Annotated in this window: 14 protein-coding genes; 6 read left to right on the forward strand and 8 right to left on the reverse strand. The window is 43.8% G+C overall.

From position 1 onward, the window contains the following. The first annotated feature begins 10 nt into the window (after positions 1-10). The 6 genes from HLI_RS08555 (at position 11) to HLI_RS08585 (ending at position 8,048) form a co-directional block, all read left to right on the forward strand. Entirely contained in the window at positions 11-787 is a 777-nt protein-coding gene (locus HLI_RS08555) for an ABC transporter ATP-binding protein (RefSeq protein WP_241655961.1), read from the forward strand. Next, positions 784-3,318, forward strand: a complete 2,535-nt coding sequence (locus HLI_RS08560; RefSeq protein WP_128524603.1) for an ABC transporter permease — start codon at positions 784-786, stop codon at positions 3,316-3,318. Before HLI_RS08555 ends, HLI_RS08560 begins: the two co-directional genes overlap by 4 nt. A gap of 321 nt (positions 3,319-3,639) precedes the next feature. Then, positions 3,640-3,795, forward strand: coding sequence for a hypothetical protein (locus HLI_RS21570; RefSeq protein WP_164908524.1), 156 nt, complete (start codon positions 3,640-3,642; stop codon positions 3,793-3,795). 1,035 nt (positions 3,796-4,830) lie between these two features. Further along, positions 4,831-6,162 carry a sensor histidine kinase gene (locus HLI_RS08565; protein WP_128524604.1) on the forward strand — a complete coding sequence of 444 codons (1,332 nt, stop codon included), beginning with the start codon at positions 4,831-4,833 and terminating at the stop codon, positions 6,160-6,162. Next, complete coding sequence (locus tag HLI_RS08570; RefSeq protein ID WP_128524605.1) at positions 6,140-6,835, forward strand: response regulator transcription factor; 696 nt, start codon at positions 6,140-6,142, stop codon at positions 6,833-6,835. Before HLI_RS08565 ends, HLI_RS08570 begins: the two co-directional genes overlap by 23 nt. Before the next feature lie 769 nt (positions 6,836-7,604). Continuing rightward, positions 7,605-8,048: a GtrA family protein gene (locus HLI_RS08585; protein ID WP_128524606.1), complete on the forward strand. Its 444-nt coding sequence runs from the start codon at positions 7,605-7,607 to the stop codon at positions 8,046-8,048. A 465-nt stretch (positions 8,049-8,513) separates the two neighbouring features. On the opposite strand, the gene HLI_RS08590 is transcribed toward HLI_RS08585, so the two are convergent. The 8 genes from HLI_RS08590 to HLI_RS08625 all read right to left on the reverse strand — a co-directional run bounded on the left by HLI_RS08590 (position 8,514) and on the right by HLI_RS08625 (position 14,729). Then, complete coding sequence (locus HLI_RS08590; protein ID WP_241655997.1) at positions 8,514-9,581, reverse strand: alpha/beta hydrolase; 1,068 nt, start codon at positions 9,579-9,581, stop codon at positions 8,514-8,516. Positions 9,582-9,652: 71 nt separating this feature from the next. Then, entirely contained in the window at positions 9,653-10,006 is a 354-nt protein-coding gene (locus tag HLI_RS22285) for an N-acetylmuramoyl-L-alanine amidase CwlD (protein WP_431357396.1), read from the reverse strand. Positions 10,007-10,979: 973 nt separating this feature from the next. Then, a complete protein-coding gene (locus tag HLI_RS08600) occupies positions 10,980-11,231 on the reverse strand; it encodes a hypothetical protein (RefSeq protein WP_128524608.1) in 252 nt (83 codons plus the stop codon). 209 nt (positions 11,232-11,440) lie between these two features. Continuing rightward, complete coding sequence (locus HLI_RS08605; RefSeq protein ID WP_128524609.1) at positions 11,441-11,839, reverse strand: HI0074 family nucleotidyltransferase substrate-binding subunit; 399 nt, start codon at positions 11,837-11,839, stop codon at positions 11,441-11,443. Next, complete coding sequence (locus tag HLI_RS08610; RefSeq protein ID WP_128524610.1) at positions 11,815-12,138, reverse strand: nucleotidyltransferase family protein; 324 nt, start codon at positions 12,136-12,138, stop codon at positions 11,815-11,817. Before HLI_RS08610 ends, HLI_RS08605 begins: the two co-directional genes overlap by 25 nt. A 197-nt stretch (positions 12,139-12,335) precedes the next feature. After that, on the reverse strand, positions 12,336-13,097 hold the full coding sequence (gene istB, locus HLI_RS08615; RefSeq protein ID WP_128524611.1) for an IS21-like element helper ATPase IstB: 762 nt from the start codon (positions 13,095-13,097) through the stop codon (positions 12,336-12,338). Then, complete coding sequence (gene istA / locus HLI_RS08620; protein WP_128526851.1) at positions 13,094-14,326, reverse strand: IS21 family transposase; 1,233 nt, start codon at positions 14,324-14,326, stop codon at positions 13,094-13,096. The genes istB and istA overlap by 4 nt, the downstream gene beginning before the upstream one ends. Before the next feature lie 223 nt (positions 14,327-14,549). Beyond that, positions 14,550-14,729: a hypothetical protein gene (locus HLI_RS08625; protein ID WP_241655962.1), complete on the reverse strand. Its 180-nt coding sequence runs from the start codon at positions 14,727-14,729 to the stop codon at positions 14,550-14,552. Positions 14,730-14,843 lie beyond the last annotated feature (114 nt).

The following is a 14,843-nucleotide window of genomic DNA, read 5'->3' on the forward strand; positions in this document are numbered from 1 at the left end:
AGGTGGGACCATGGGAGTACCTTATAAACGGCAGTCCGGGAGCGCTCTGTCAGCCAATGCTGATGAAGCTGCGGCCATGCTAGTCGGCGCAGTTAAGCGATACGGCTCTGGCGAGTCGGCCGTCGTCGCGCTCGACGACGTCACCATCGCGTTCCCGGCGGGGAAGTTCACGGCTGTGATGGGACCGTCGGGTTCGGGCAAGTCGACGATGATGCACTGCGCCGCCGGGTTGGATCAACTGACGTCGGGTCGCGCATTCGTTGGCAGCACCGATTTGTCGACCCTCGACGACCGCGAGTTGACCAGACTGCGCCGAGAACAGATCGGGTTCGTGTTCCAGACGTTCAATCTCGCTGAGACCCTCACGGTCGAGGAGAACATCTGCCTGCCTTTAACGTTGTCGGGCCGGCAGCCGAGCGATGGAGTGCTCGATCAGGTCGTGTCGATGCTGCGCCTCGGTGATCGCATGCATCATCGGCCGGCGGAGCTCTCGGGCGGCCAGCAACAGCGCGTCGCCGTCGCCCGGGCGCTGGTCGCCCAGCCACAGGTGGTGTTCGCCGATGAGCCCACCGGCAACCTCGACACCCTGTCCGGACATGAGATCCTCGGATACCTGCGATCAGCGGTCGACAAGCATCATCAGTCGATCGTGGTAGTCACGCACGATCCCAACGCCGCTGCCTGGGCGGACCAAGTCGTGTTCGTCGTCGACGGCAAAGTGCACGACGTGATGGATCGCCCGTCAGCCGATTCGGTGCTCGACGTGATGAAGGGGCTGGGACGATGAACCAGATGGTGCGGAGCGCGGTCCGGAGCGTGCTCGCGAGTCGGGGTCGGTTCCTGCTCACGGGCACGGCGATCGCGCTTTCGGTGGCGTTCCTCGTCTCGACGCTGGTGCTGTCCGACTCGATGCGAGGCCGAGCGGCCAGCGATATCGCCGAAGCGTTGGCCGGGACGGACGCCGTGGTGCAAGGCGTTTCCCTCGGCGAGCCAGGCGGAGGACCGGGAGATCCTGTCAGGTCGGTTCGGCAATCACTAGATCCCGATATTACTGAGCGCGTGGCTGCGGTCGACGGCGTCGACAAGGCTGCCTCGCAATGGAAAGGCTTCGCGAAGCTGGTCGTCAACGGATCGCCGGTCGGAACCGGCACGGCTAGCGACGTCGGTCGCAACTGGGTCGCCAACCCGGAGCTCAATCCGTTCCGGCTAGAGAGCGGGCGACCACCCACTGAGGTCGGAGAGGTCGTGATCGATCGATCGCTCGCCGATGACGCAGGCGTGGCTCCGGGTGACATCGTACAGGTCCTGACCGCGACGGGGATGCACGACGCGACCATCACCGGTATTGCGACGTTCACGTCGGCGGACGCGTCACCGCTGGAGCGAACAGTTCTGTTGCCCGACGGAGCAGTTTCCTCCTGGCTCGACACGGCGGCGCCGACCGAGGTGCTCGTCGACGTCGCGGAGGGTGCCGACCGCGCCGAGGTGCTCGGCCGATTGTCGGCGCTGTCCGATGCCGAGGTCGTCGACGGACCCGACTACATCCGGACGATGCAGGACACCGCTACTTCACCTCTGCAGTTCCTGAACGTGTTCCTCCTGGCCTTCGCCGTGGTCGCGATTCTGATCGGCGTGACGATCATCTTCAACACGTTCACGCTCACCGTCGCCCGCCGCCGGCGGGAGTCGGGGCTCCTGCGTGCGATCGGTGCTGAACGACGCCAAGTACTCGGCGGAGTGGTGATCGAGGCGGCGTTTGTCGGAACGATCGCCACGCTCGCCGGCCTCGTATGCGGAGTCGCAGGAGTGGGCGCGTTACGCTGGGTCGTCGGACTCACTGGGATCAGCCTGATCACCGGGCCGACGATCGTGAGCCCGACCTCGATCGCGATTGCCGCGACCGTCGGTATCGGCGCAACGCTCCTCTCGGCATGGATCCCGGCTCGCCGCGCGGCGGCGACACCACCGATCGAGGCTCTGCGCGAGAGCGCGGCGGAACCCCGGGTAGTGAGCCGAGCACGGACTGCAAGCGGACTCGTGCTCGCTGCGGTGGCGATCGTTGGAGGAGCTGTGGCTGTGGTGGGCTCGAACCCAGTGTGGCTCATGCTCGCTGCTGCCATTATCCCGGCGCTCGTGCTGTGCGGCCCGGCGCTCGTGACAGCTTCAGCACGTTGGAGCTCTCCGGTGGCCCGCCGCGCCGCCGGTGTTGGCGGCTCGATCGCAGCGGGCAACCTGGCTGCGAGCCCCCGTCGATCGGCATCGACGGCGCTCGCGATCATGCTCGGAACCGCGATGGTGACGATGTTCGCGATGTTCGCGAGCTCACTGACGAGCGCAGTGGGAACAGACGTTCGCGACGGGCTGCGTGCGGACCTGGTGGTCACGTCGGCGACCCCCGACTTCTCGACGATCGACCCCACCCTGGCCGGCCGGATAGCAGAGCTGCCCGACGTCGACTCGGTAACTGCGCTGTCGATCGATGAAGGGATCGTGGAAGGGAAAGCCGAGATGATCGGCGGCATCGAACCGACGGCACTGCCCACTATGTTCGACCTCGACCCGATCGCCGGCGACCTCGCAAATCTGAGCTCGGGAGGCGTGGCCGTGGTCGGTGATGACCCGGCGCTGCTTGGCGGAACCCTGGAGATCGAGTTCGAACGAACGACCATTGAAGCGCCAATCGTTGCCGTGGTCGAGAGGAGCACCGGCGGTTTCGAAGCCCCAGTGTACTTCATCGACCGTGCGAGACTCGACGACTCGGCCGGTCGTCAGCTCGATGCGCAGGTGTTCATCGACCTCGCCGGCGGAGCGGAGACGGACGCCGAGGAAAACGTGAGTACCCTGGTACGAGATACGCCCGGGTCTTTCCTGGCGACCCAGGAAGAACACGTCGCCAGCAGCGGGAGCGAGATCGCTGCGTTCAGGAACTTCATCGACGGGATGCTCATTCTGGCGAGCTTCATCGCGCTTCTTGGAGTCGCCAACACCACGGCGCTCGCGATAAATGAACGCTCTGGAGAGATCGGGCTGCTGCGAGCGGTCGGGACTTCTCGGCGGGAGCTGCGTCGCATCGTGCGGCTCGAGGCGGCACTCCTGTCGTTCGTTGCAGCATCGATCGGTATCGCCGTCGGAGCTGGTTTCTGCTGGGCGATGATCGATGTCACTGGAGGCGCGGAGATCCCGTCCGTCGTCGTACCCTGGCTCCGTCTGGCAGTGACGCTGATCGTCGCAGTCGCAGCGAGCGTAATCGCTGCAGCGTGGCCCGCGTTCCGGGTCTCCCGGGTGCCTGTGCTCGAGCTGGTGAGCGGGGACCGCTGATGCGAAGGTCTCTGCACCTGGTCCGGGGTGGCCCACGACCGGCCCCGGTGCATGCGGTTGACGTGCTCGGCTTTTATCGCGTTCGGAAAAAGGAGGTGCTGAAAATATAAAAAAAAGGTATTAACCATTTCTTCTGATAATACAGGGCATGGACATAAGAGTATAACTGAATCTTTATCCGAAAAGATTGGTGTTAATAGTGATGATGTAAAAATACATGTAGCTGACGGTTTTTCACTTGAGATCTATGGTTTTACGAAAAATATTCAAGATTTAATGTTTGCATCCGATATTGCTTTTACAAGAGGTAGCCCAAACTTTATGTTTGAAGCCGTAGCGTCAAAAAATCCACTTATCATTACTGGTGCTTTACCTGGTCAAGAAGAGGACAACCCTGCATTTGCTCAAAAGCTAAATCTTGGCGTAGTAAGTGATGATATAAATAATATTAAACCGATTATTGAAGATTTAATTTAAAATGATGATTATAAGTTGAACAGCATTAAAAGATCACAAAAAGCGTTCATCAATGATCATGCAGCAGAGGATATTTTACAATTTATTTTAGAAACTGATAAACTTTATTATCAAGAAGAGACAAATGATGAAGTTAGTCTTTCGTACAATTAATAATCTGTTTAACTGGCATACATGGCAGTATTCCAAGTAAGGAAAAGCTTATTTGGAATACTGTTTTTTTTATAACGGTCCGGTTTCCTCACCCGGACGTTCGTGACGGACTGCAAAACCATTAACAAATGCTTGAAAAAGTGGTTGCCATGTTTGTTACAAAAACTTTACCGGGATAAGAGGACATTAACTTAAAGTATTTAAGGAAGCATGACCTTGTTCAAGTTTTAAATTACATATCTCTTATGAAGAACAAATTACTGAATTTCTAATTAATGAAGATAAAGTTTCCAAATACAAGACAGCAAGATCAAAATACCTTAAGGATATAAAAGTGGAAAGTTCCGAGTATATAGCTTCTTTGATTGAGCAGAGTAAGTAACCCTAGGGTGAGGAATTAATGATTGATGACCTTTTGGGGGTTGTACAGTCAGTTTATGGAAAAAATAGTTGAAGAAATATCATTTAGAAAACATGTGGACTTACGCTTTCCTAAAAAAGGTTTAACTAAGGGAAACCACATAGGAATAAATTACTTTTCGTTGATTTTAAAGGAGTCACTTTAGTTTAAAAACTGTTTAAGTTTTAAAATAAAGGAGTTTAAAAATAACCGATAAACTATTATGTGTGACTCTACTTCTAGCCGGGTGAGTGATAAGGACGATTTATTAAGGATGAACCTAATGAAAATGAGAAGCTTAGGGATTTAAAAGATAGGTTCGGTAAAGTTGGATTACTAGTTGAGCTTGAGGAAATATACGGAAATTAGTACGTGTTTCGTAATGTAAAGGATGTTATGACAAAGTGAGAAGTCAGACTTTGTTTTTTTACTCCGTCAGATAATAATAAACTAAAGCAAATTAAACTTGAGGTGTAAGAGTTTTGACTATAAAACTTCGCTTATTCTTATCTAATGCATTAATAATTATAATTTTATTAATTGCTTTCCAATTTGAAGAGTTGATAGAAAAGGATGACTTAGAGCTAATAATTAGTGATATTGAGCAGAGGGAAATACTAGACAAAAGCGAAGCTATTGCTTTTGCTATATATAAAGATGAAAATATCTTATACGACATAGGAGGTTTTCAGGAAAATGCACTTTTTGATATAGCTAGTGATCAAGAATCTCGTCATTATTTTACTATGGATAATACCGCACTATATTCGATAAGTAGTGGGGACTATCGACTTTATTTATCTTATGAATACGGTGGTGAAGAAAATAAGATCAAAGGTTATAACCCCCCTTTTCCTTGGGATATTGTAATAATGGTACTTATTTTATTTGTTGCAATCTGGCTGTTAAACAGGTTGGTGTTCAAGAGTATTGTTATTCCTTTGGATATTCTTGTTGATGGAGTACGTGAAATTCGTGATGGAAACCTTAACTACCGTCTCCGATACAAAAGAAAAGATGAATTTTTAAATGTCTGTGAGGATTTTAATGAAATGGCTGGGCAGTTACAACGATTAATAGAAGCAAAAAAGAGAGATGATGCAAATAGGAGAGAATTAATTGCTGGAATTTCACATGATTTGCGTACACCACTTACATCCATTAAAGCATATGTGGAAGGTCTAGAAAAAGGTGTAGCTTCAAATCCCGAAATGAAAAAGGAATATTTAAGGACAATAACTAAAAAGACCGATGACTTAAATCATGTTGTCAATCAACTTTTTTTGTTCTCAAAATTGGATGCAGGTGATTTCCCTCTTTCAATAGAAACCCTTGACATAGGTAGGTTGTTAAAGGTCTATGAACAAAATGTCACAACAGAGTACAATGAGCGGGGGTTGGAAACAACCTTTTTAAATTTTGCGGAAAATGTTTTCGTGAAAGTTGACTCTGTTCAAATACGAAATGTTTTCACAAATATTATTGAGAATTCTTTAAAATACGGAAACCAAGAAAATAACTCACTCAAAATAGAATGCATTCCAAGGGGAGAAGAAGTAAAAATCACATTTCAAGATAATGGACCAGGTGTGCCCGAAGACAAGCTTGAAAATTTGTTTGATGCTTTTTATAGAACAGATGGAGCTAGACGGAACCCTGGTCAGGGGAGCGGACTGGGTCTCGCCATTTCAAATAAGATCATAGAGAGATTTGGAGGTACTATTTCTGCAAAAAGTCCTTCTAATAGTGGTTTGATCATAACCATTGCTCTCCCTATAGTTGGAGGTAAAAATGAAACGGATTCTTATAATTGAAGATGACTATGCAATAGCTGAAATAGAGAAGGATTTTCTTGTAATTAATGGTTATGAAGTAGTTATTGTAGAAGATGGAAAAAAGGGGCTGGAGAATGCGTTGTCAGGTAAATATGATTTAATACTGCTAGACCTAATGTTACCTAACATGGATGGAATCGAAATCATAAGGAGAATTAGAGATCAATTAAATATTCCAATATTAATGGTGACTGCTAAAACTGAGGATATAGATAAAATTAAAGGATTGGGCTTAGGTGCAGACGACTACATTACCAAACCCTTTTCTCCAACAGAACTTATAGCTAGGGTGAAAGCAAACTTGGCGCAATATGAAAGAATGTTATCGGGAGAACCTCAACTGTCAATTCCTAAAGACATTGCTTATGGGCGCCTTCGTATAAATACACAATCACGACGGGTCTATAAAGATAACGAAGAAATATTTATTAAGAACAAAGAATATGAGTTGTTATATTTCCTAGCCACAAATCCAGAGACAGTCTTCACTAGAGAGGAATTATATACACGTATTTGGGGACTAGATGCCTATGGTGACAGTAGAACAGTTTCTGTCCATATAAATCGGATAAGAGAAAAAATTGAAACAGACCCCTCTAATCCCAATCATGTACAAACTGTTTGGGGAGCCGGTTATCGTTTTCAGCCATAGATTAATCAAATATAGGGACGTGCATATTTAACATCGATTTTTGTATTCCTTTAAGCAAATTTTCACAAACCCTTAGGTTGCTTTATTATTTATTTTGTCCTTTTTTGCTTCGGCATTCCAGTCAGCCAATACACCTAATTGGTTGGCTTTAATTACTGACGTAAACCTGCCAGAGCATCGAGGAACTGCCTTTAGCGTAGCTAATCTGTTTAACAGTTTAGGACGTACCCTCGGGAATATAGGTGTAGCAATAGTACTTGGGATTGTTTCTACTCATTTTGTGGAATCATACAGCTATGTTGTAACATTATCCCTACTACAAATATTTCTTATCCCTTCTGCTATTGGTTATTTAAAATGGCTAAAGATAACGTTACTGATATCAAACAAGTGAAAAAAACGCTCAAACGTCGGGTCGAAGTGGATAATAAATAACTCTCGGGCTTGTTATTATGGAAGCGATGGCATCCGGCCTGCCTCTCGTTGCTGCCAAGAGCGGTCCGACGTGTGAACAGATCGAGAACGAACGGGACTGCTCTATGACCCGGAGAAGGATGGAGATTTCACAAAAACTGTATGTCGCTTTGAAGACGAGATTCTGAGTAACCGATTAGCGCTGAATGCACACAAGGATATTGCTGAGCTCGGATGGGCTGGAGTTGCTGAACAAATGGGAGATTTATATGAAGAAGTGATCGGACTGGATAGAAAACGTCCAATGAAAAAGAAAAAATTAATGTAAGAAGCACCAAAAGAAGAGGAATAACCGATGAAGAAAAAAAAGATGCGAAAAGGGCCATTTCAAATTATGACGTTCAGTGCGATCGGAATAGCTAATGCGGCAGTAGACATCGGTTCATTAAATGTGCTGCTGGTGCTTTTTCCTACAGATGAGCGGGGAATTCTCGCCTTATATAATACAATTGCTTATTCACTTGCAGTGGCAAACAGCTATTTTTGGAATTCATATATCACGTTTAGACACAGTGATGAAGGAAGCAACAGACAACGGATTGCATTTATACTCCAGGGAATTGTCAGTCTCGGTGTCAATAATCTCGTGTTTCTTGGAGCAAATCAGCTCTTTCAAATCATTGAAATCCCACGCTGGCTCAGGTATAACCTAGCGAAAGGTCTCGCAATGTTTTTATCCTTTACTGCCAGCTTTTTCATGGTAAAGCATTTTGTGTTCAGAGATTCCTCAAAAAAATAATATGCAGTAACAAGTATTTTTTTAACCCGGTTCCAGCCCTGATAGGAGGATTTGGGTTGTATAGTAGGAGGTCTCATCTTAAGGCACAACAAATATTAAGTTTGCATTTATTTATGAGAAAGCTCGTTTCTTTTTTATCAACGATCGTCTTAAATCCTTAAGCCCCCTCCCCTTCCTTCTTTTGATAACTTTTAGTATGTTAGGGGCTTTGTATCTGATACTTCTTTATTATTGTTTGATAAACATCACGCGCTAAGCTTGTTGCGGCTGTTGAGAGCCAGATATTAGCTGATGAAAAAATTAATACAAATGCTTCAAGTTCTTACATTATTAGAAACACAAGTGGCTCGTCACAGTATTTGAGAAGAAGACCTGTATTTTTTCTTTTAGCGATTTTTCTTCTCTTTCAAACCTCTTCATTTAATGAAGACGATGATCTTTATTGCAGACTGAATGGAAAAGCACTTACTTTCGCAGCACCTGCAAAAAATGGCTGGAAACTTCTTTGATCGCATCCGCTGATTGAGGATAGTAGCCGAGCTTTCTGACAAAAGCATGATCCATTCCTTTATATTTAAAATGGAGTACTGGAACTCCTGCCTCTAGCTGCTGGGTGGAAAACTCTTCTCCCTGAATTCGCAAAAAATCGAACTCAGCTGTCACGATCGTGGTAGGTGGCAGAGTGGTTTTATCTTTGCGCAGTAACGGAGAAACAAGCGGCAGAAACACATCTTCTAAATTAGTAAGATAGAGTGACTGAATGAACATAAGAGAATCTTTCATAGTCACGAGCTCTTGGCGAATTAACTCAGCATCTTTGGACATGTCATAATGTTTTACATTCCAAGTATTTCTTGATACTTCAGACAAATCTACCAGCGGGCAGAACATCCCCATATAACGTATTTCCCATTTTTCCCCTAAACTTAACTGATGTACCCCAAGAGCAAGATTCCCCCCGACACTGTCTCCCACAAGGCCCATTTGATCAACATCAACATGAAACTTTTCGGGATTTTCGTAAATATATCGCACTGCTTCCAAACAATCGTTCAAGCCATCCTGATAAGGATTCTCCGGCGCTAGACGATACTCTATCCCCACTACTACCGCGTTGGCTTCTTGCGCTAAGAACTTGCAGATATTTTCCATCACGTCCATATCTCGCTCAAAAAAACCTCCGCCGTGAAGATAAATAAGGACCGGCTTTTTTTCTGTTGTCTGGTTATAAATCCCCAAGGGAATTTCATGATCCTCCAAAATGATTTTAATCGTTTCCGAACGAATTCCACTACTTAAATCTTTATTATTTACTTCCACTCTCTTTCGGGTAATTTCCAGGTCATCGATTTCGAGCGGACGTCTTACGTTCGGATCTGCCTCGTTTGTAAGAAAATTTTTCACACGCGGATCTAAACCGCGGCTCCCCTCCTGAAAAGGAATTTCTTTATTAATAACGCTTAATCTTCCTTTTTTTGAATACGTGGCATTTTCTTGTAATCTTGCGGTAAGCTCCTCGTGCGTGTGGTTCATCACATACCATCCTCCTTAGCAAAACAGCCGGGTAGCAGCCTGTAGGCTGACCCGACTGGTAAATATCTAAATTACCGGTCCTCTTTTAACCGAGCTATACAGGGAAACAGCTTCTGCTTGGAAAACCCAGGACAAAAAACAGTATTTTCTATTATATTTCCATTTACCTTTAAAAAGAAACGTTTAATCAAGCAATCGTAGGACCTCAAGATCTTTATTATGCGAAAGATACTAACCGTAAACGACCAACAGTTTATATTTCTTAAAGAATTTGCGAGAATCGCTTCTGCAAGCTTTTGAATCTCATCCACATTATTATAGAAGGTGTCGATTCTGCGTATAAATTGGTCTTTAAATGTATAATAGTGCAGACTAATAAATGCATTTGCAGTAGTCGAATTACTGAGTTGAGCCCGCTTTTCCACAGGAATAAACGTATCGCCTGTTCGGCTAAATGTAGCGGAAGCCCCCCCCTTTTATCACGCAACTGTTCATCAACTTTTTTCGCTGTAGATAGTGTTATTGCTTTTTCGTATAGTTCTGACCGAACTGCACCCGGATTTTTTCCCGTGGCCTGGGTCAATAATAAAGTGATACCCAGACAAAGTCTTTTCACCACTTTGGTTTGGTGCATCCCCCAACTTTAACGTTTCTACATTGACTTTATATAATTGCCCACTATCCGCATCAACTGTGGGTTGTAAAATAAATAGGCAGAATATAGACTACCAATATACCTCCTGGTCCAACTAGATTGGCTTAGGCATGAGGTTGTAACGACGGTTCCATATAAAAGAGAAGCAATTCTTTATGATGAGAGATTTACAGAATTAGAAAAATAACTGAGGAGGTTATATAGCGTTTTACTAGTATCATATAGAGCGTTGTTTAATCTGAGCCTTCCATTATTATTCCCTATACTTGAAGACACAGTTTCGAGTTAATTATATTTTCATATAATAACAATTATTCCAAAATCACCCATTAACTAGCTCCAACTCTTATAAATTAGGAATAAAAGAAAAAGCCTCTCAAAAGTTTATAAACTCTTGAGAGGCTTTTAGGTTTTGTGGACGATTTTAAAAATCAGTCAAAATCCAGTCAAACTGTTATCAAACCCTATGATGGAAGGGGGGTGGGCGCAATCACATCATGCCGCCCATTCACTCGCTTAGTTGAAAAGACTATAACAAATCCCGTAGAACCTTGTTATAACAAGGTTCTCGTTAGCAAGTAAAATGATTAACCACAATAAGTTTTAATACTTTGTGAACAGTATCCAGTCATAACCCAGTCCTCTATAGTGGAATAACAGACGTAATTCAATACCCTTGGTGGTGTCTGTTTTCCTGTATAAGCTATAATTTTATTATTTAGAATACAAACAAGAGTTTTATTTTATGACCAACACACTTCGTCGATCTCATAATCTTCCGAGGCACCCGCTTCCCCAGTTATACAAGAAAAACACCCCTGGTTAGCAACTGCACTGCCAATAGCCCAAATTTCCTGATCACATTTGAAGCAAATCACCCCATTTTCCTTATCATTAACCGCCTCTTTAAGCCTTTTCTTTAATTTGTTTGGTTCTTCGTCAGGATTACTCTTACAATGCTTATTCACAAAGGAGATTATAGAAATGGGTATCATAAATGATTTCCTTTCTTATGCTTTTTTTGATATTTTATATTAACTAAAAGGCATACCATTCATGCAGCCCTGTATTAGAGGACTTGATTATATAAAGTTCACAAATCCAAAAACACCTTCTCTGCGAACTATAAATCATAAAGCCAAACTTCTATATAAACAAAGCCACGGACGTAGTTGCTAACGTCTGGGGCTTTATCTTTTAATAGCTATTCCATCACTTTCCCATTCATCCGTTCAACCCATTGATGGAGAAGGTTATTATACTTGGCCAAATTTTTGTGGATTTTAATGGCCACTTCTTCATTATAGGTATGGACGGTCAAATTACGATCATTGACCATTTCCAAAGCTAGAACGGCCTCCTCATCCTCCAACAAGTGGACCTCCCTGCAACTGCGAATGACGCTCTTCGGAGAGCCGACATCTACCCCTTCTATGTCATATAAATATTGCTTAGCCGCTTTCCAACTAGCCTCGAAAGAAAATTCAAATCGTTGAATCGCTGCATCTCGTTCCACATCGTTCGGGTTTTCAAGGTTAGCTAGCTTTTCAAAGGAAGCCAACGCTTTTTCTGCTGCTTCTAATCTTTGGCGTAATCTTTCCATAAAATCCCCTCCTCTTTCACATGTTGGACTAGAACTTCTTTGGCATCATGTAAATCCACTACATCTACCTTGTAAGGGATGGTAGACTCTTCAATTTGCTCGATCAGTTTGTTCCATTTAAAAGGAGAGATCGGGGAGTGGGATTCGATAGCGATGTCGATATCCGAACTATGTTTTTCTTCCTGTCGGGCCCAGGAACCAAATAAGTAAACACGCGCTTTTTCCTTGCCGAGTTGTTCATTCAAAATCGACTTGAGTTGTTCTAGAATTTGCTGCCGTAAATATGCAGGAACTCCCATAATATCCCTTCCTCTTTTTTGTCCCATTATAGCATATGGACATCTTCTCTCTGCAGGATTTTCCTTACCCACTTCGACCATTCAGAAATTCGATCGGTAACGGGGCCAATATTAACTACACCAAAACCTAAATATGTCTTCCATTGTCAACAACGGTTTGAAATTCCCTGTTTTCAACGGAATCAAATTCCCTATTATCAGCGAATATTGGCTGGCTGGATGCCGGCCTTTTTCTTTTCCCTCAGACGATAAGAGTCTCCTTTAATATTAAAGGTCGTGGAATGGTGGATTAGACGATCCAAGATGGCCGTTGCTAAAACTTCATCTCCAAAGATCTTTCCCCATTCAACGTACGATTTATTTGAAGTAATAATCATTGCTCCATGTTCGTATCTTCTTGATATGATTTGGAAAAGTGTGTGTGCGCTGAGTTCATCGAAACTAAAGTAACCTAGTTCATCAATAATTAGTAATTCTGGGCGGCTATACCTTTTAATAATCCGTTGGATTAACCCTTGTTTTTCTGCCTTTTGGCATTCAGCGATAAAATCATTGGCTGTAATAAAAAGTGCTTGGTGTCCGTTCGTGATAGCTTCAAAAGCCATGGAAATGGCTAAATGTGTCTTTCCTACTCCTGGTGGTCCAAGGAGTAGGATATTATCTCCATTATGGATATATCGACCCGATAACACTTCTTTAACTCTTCGTTCATCTATACTCGGTTGAAAACTAAAGTCGAAGTCATGAATACTTTTAATGTAGGGAAGCTTTGCTTTTTTAAGACGCTTATCTAAAGCTGCCTTTTCCTTCTGTTCGATTTCTTGTGATAATAGCGTGATTAAGAAGTCCGAATATGGTACATTATTTTTAGATGCGTCTTCAAGCAGGCCATCTATTTGATCGGCGGTGTGATGCCAACCGATTTCTTCTAAGCGTTCAACTAAAAGGTTTGTGGTCATGATTGATCACCTCCTTCTAGTTGCTCATAAATTTGAAGGGAACGTTGTTCTACTTCAATATCAGGGGACTGTAAACGGCTGTGGGTCGGCAAACCATCAGTAGTCGTTTGCAGTCCTTTATAATGTTTAAGGTTTATATGGTCTCTTACCTTACCAGTCATAATAGGATGTTTAGCCACACATTCATAATGGTCATAAATTTCTAAATGATGATCTAATGTTTCTTTTATCTTCAACTCTTGTCCAACGTACCGAAAAGGTACGGAATACCTTTTACCGAGATAGGAAACAAAGCAATCCTTACTCACTTTCCTAATTTCCCAATGATGAATAGGAAACAATGGTTTCGTATTTGACGTCATCAAATGCTTCTGTTCATGCTGGAAACGATTATGAGGTGATTCGAGCGTTGTCTGATGAACCTTACGGTTTGCTACTTGATCTAACCACACTCTTACATCTTCATTTAAAGCTTTTAACGTAGGTTCATGCTTGCGCTGCAAAAAGTTCTTCTTTAAATATCCAACAACATTTTCTACTTTTCCCTTTGTTTGTGGTCGGTGTGGTTTACATGCCTTTGGAACAATTCCATAGTAAGCTAAAAATTCTTCGAACTTCCGATTGAATCTTATTTCGACTGGGCTATGCCTGATAACAGCAGTTTTCATATTGTCATACAAAATTTGCTCAGGCACTCCATTGAAATAAGCAAAAGCATTCATATGGCACTTCATTAACGTTTCTAAATCCATGCTGTCCGTAAACTCTACATATTTAAGCCTCGAATAACTCAGTAAAATCACAAAAGCATAAATATCCTTTATTTCACCATCAACTGCGAATTTACCAATGTGTCCCCAATCCATTTGAGCTTGTTTTCCAGGAGGAGTCTCGTATCTTATGGTAGCTTGCTTTTTTGGTCGCACCCGATATGGTCGAATGAAATCCCGGAGGATTGTCATTTTGCCCTCGTACCCCATAGATATAATTTCATCTAATAATACGGTGCAGTTCGTGGTACCTTCCTTCATGCGTTTCTCTAAGTAATCTTTGAAGGGATCTAGCTTACTACCTTTACTTGGTACTTTCTTCATCCTTGGTAACTCTTCAGATTTTATGTACTTCCTAATAGTTTTAGGGTCAAAGCCAGTCTCTTTAGAGATAGCTGTGATTGACCACCCTTTTTGAAATAGTTCTCTAATCATAATGAATTCCCCAATCTTGATCATCATTTCTACACTCCAAATCTTTATCTAGTATAGAAATGATTATCTGTTATTATTGGGGAATTTGAAACCGTTGTTATTAGGGATTTTAGCACCGTTGTTCACACCATTAACTGCGCTTTAAAGTTATGGCAAAAAATCTTTGTTAGTTAAATTCTCAAGTGCTTTGAATTATGAATTTCATCCTTATATTTCAACTATTCGTTCAGACCCATAATTTTATCTATCAAAATAACTTCATCTGCTGCCCACTACTATTTTCTTCATCATTGCCTTGAACTTTGTAGTCCATCGACTTATATCCCTGCATGCGCTTTTCATACATGGCTTTCAACTCGGGAACCCGATAATCAACATAGTCATACACTTTACTTATCCGTATGAACACGATGCAATCTACCGACATATTGCTGGAGCGTTCCTTTCCAGGCGATTGGCATGGCAAGGAACTTCTTGTAAATATCTCCAAAATATTAATCCTGGTGTAAACAATTGTATCCCCCTGATCATATTTTAGAAT

The sequence above is a fragment of the Halobacillus litoralis genome (assembly GCF_004101865.1).
Lineage (GTDB): Bacteria > Bacillota > Bacilli > Bacillales > Halobacillaceae > Halobacillus > Halobacillus litoralis_A.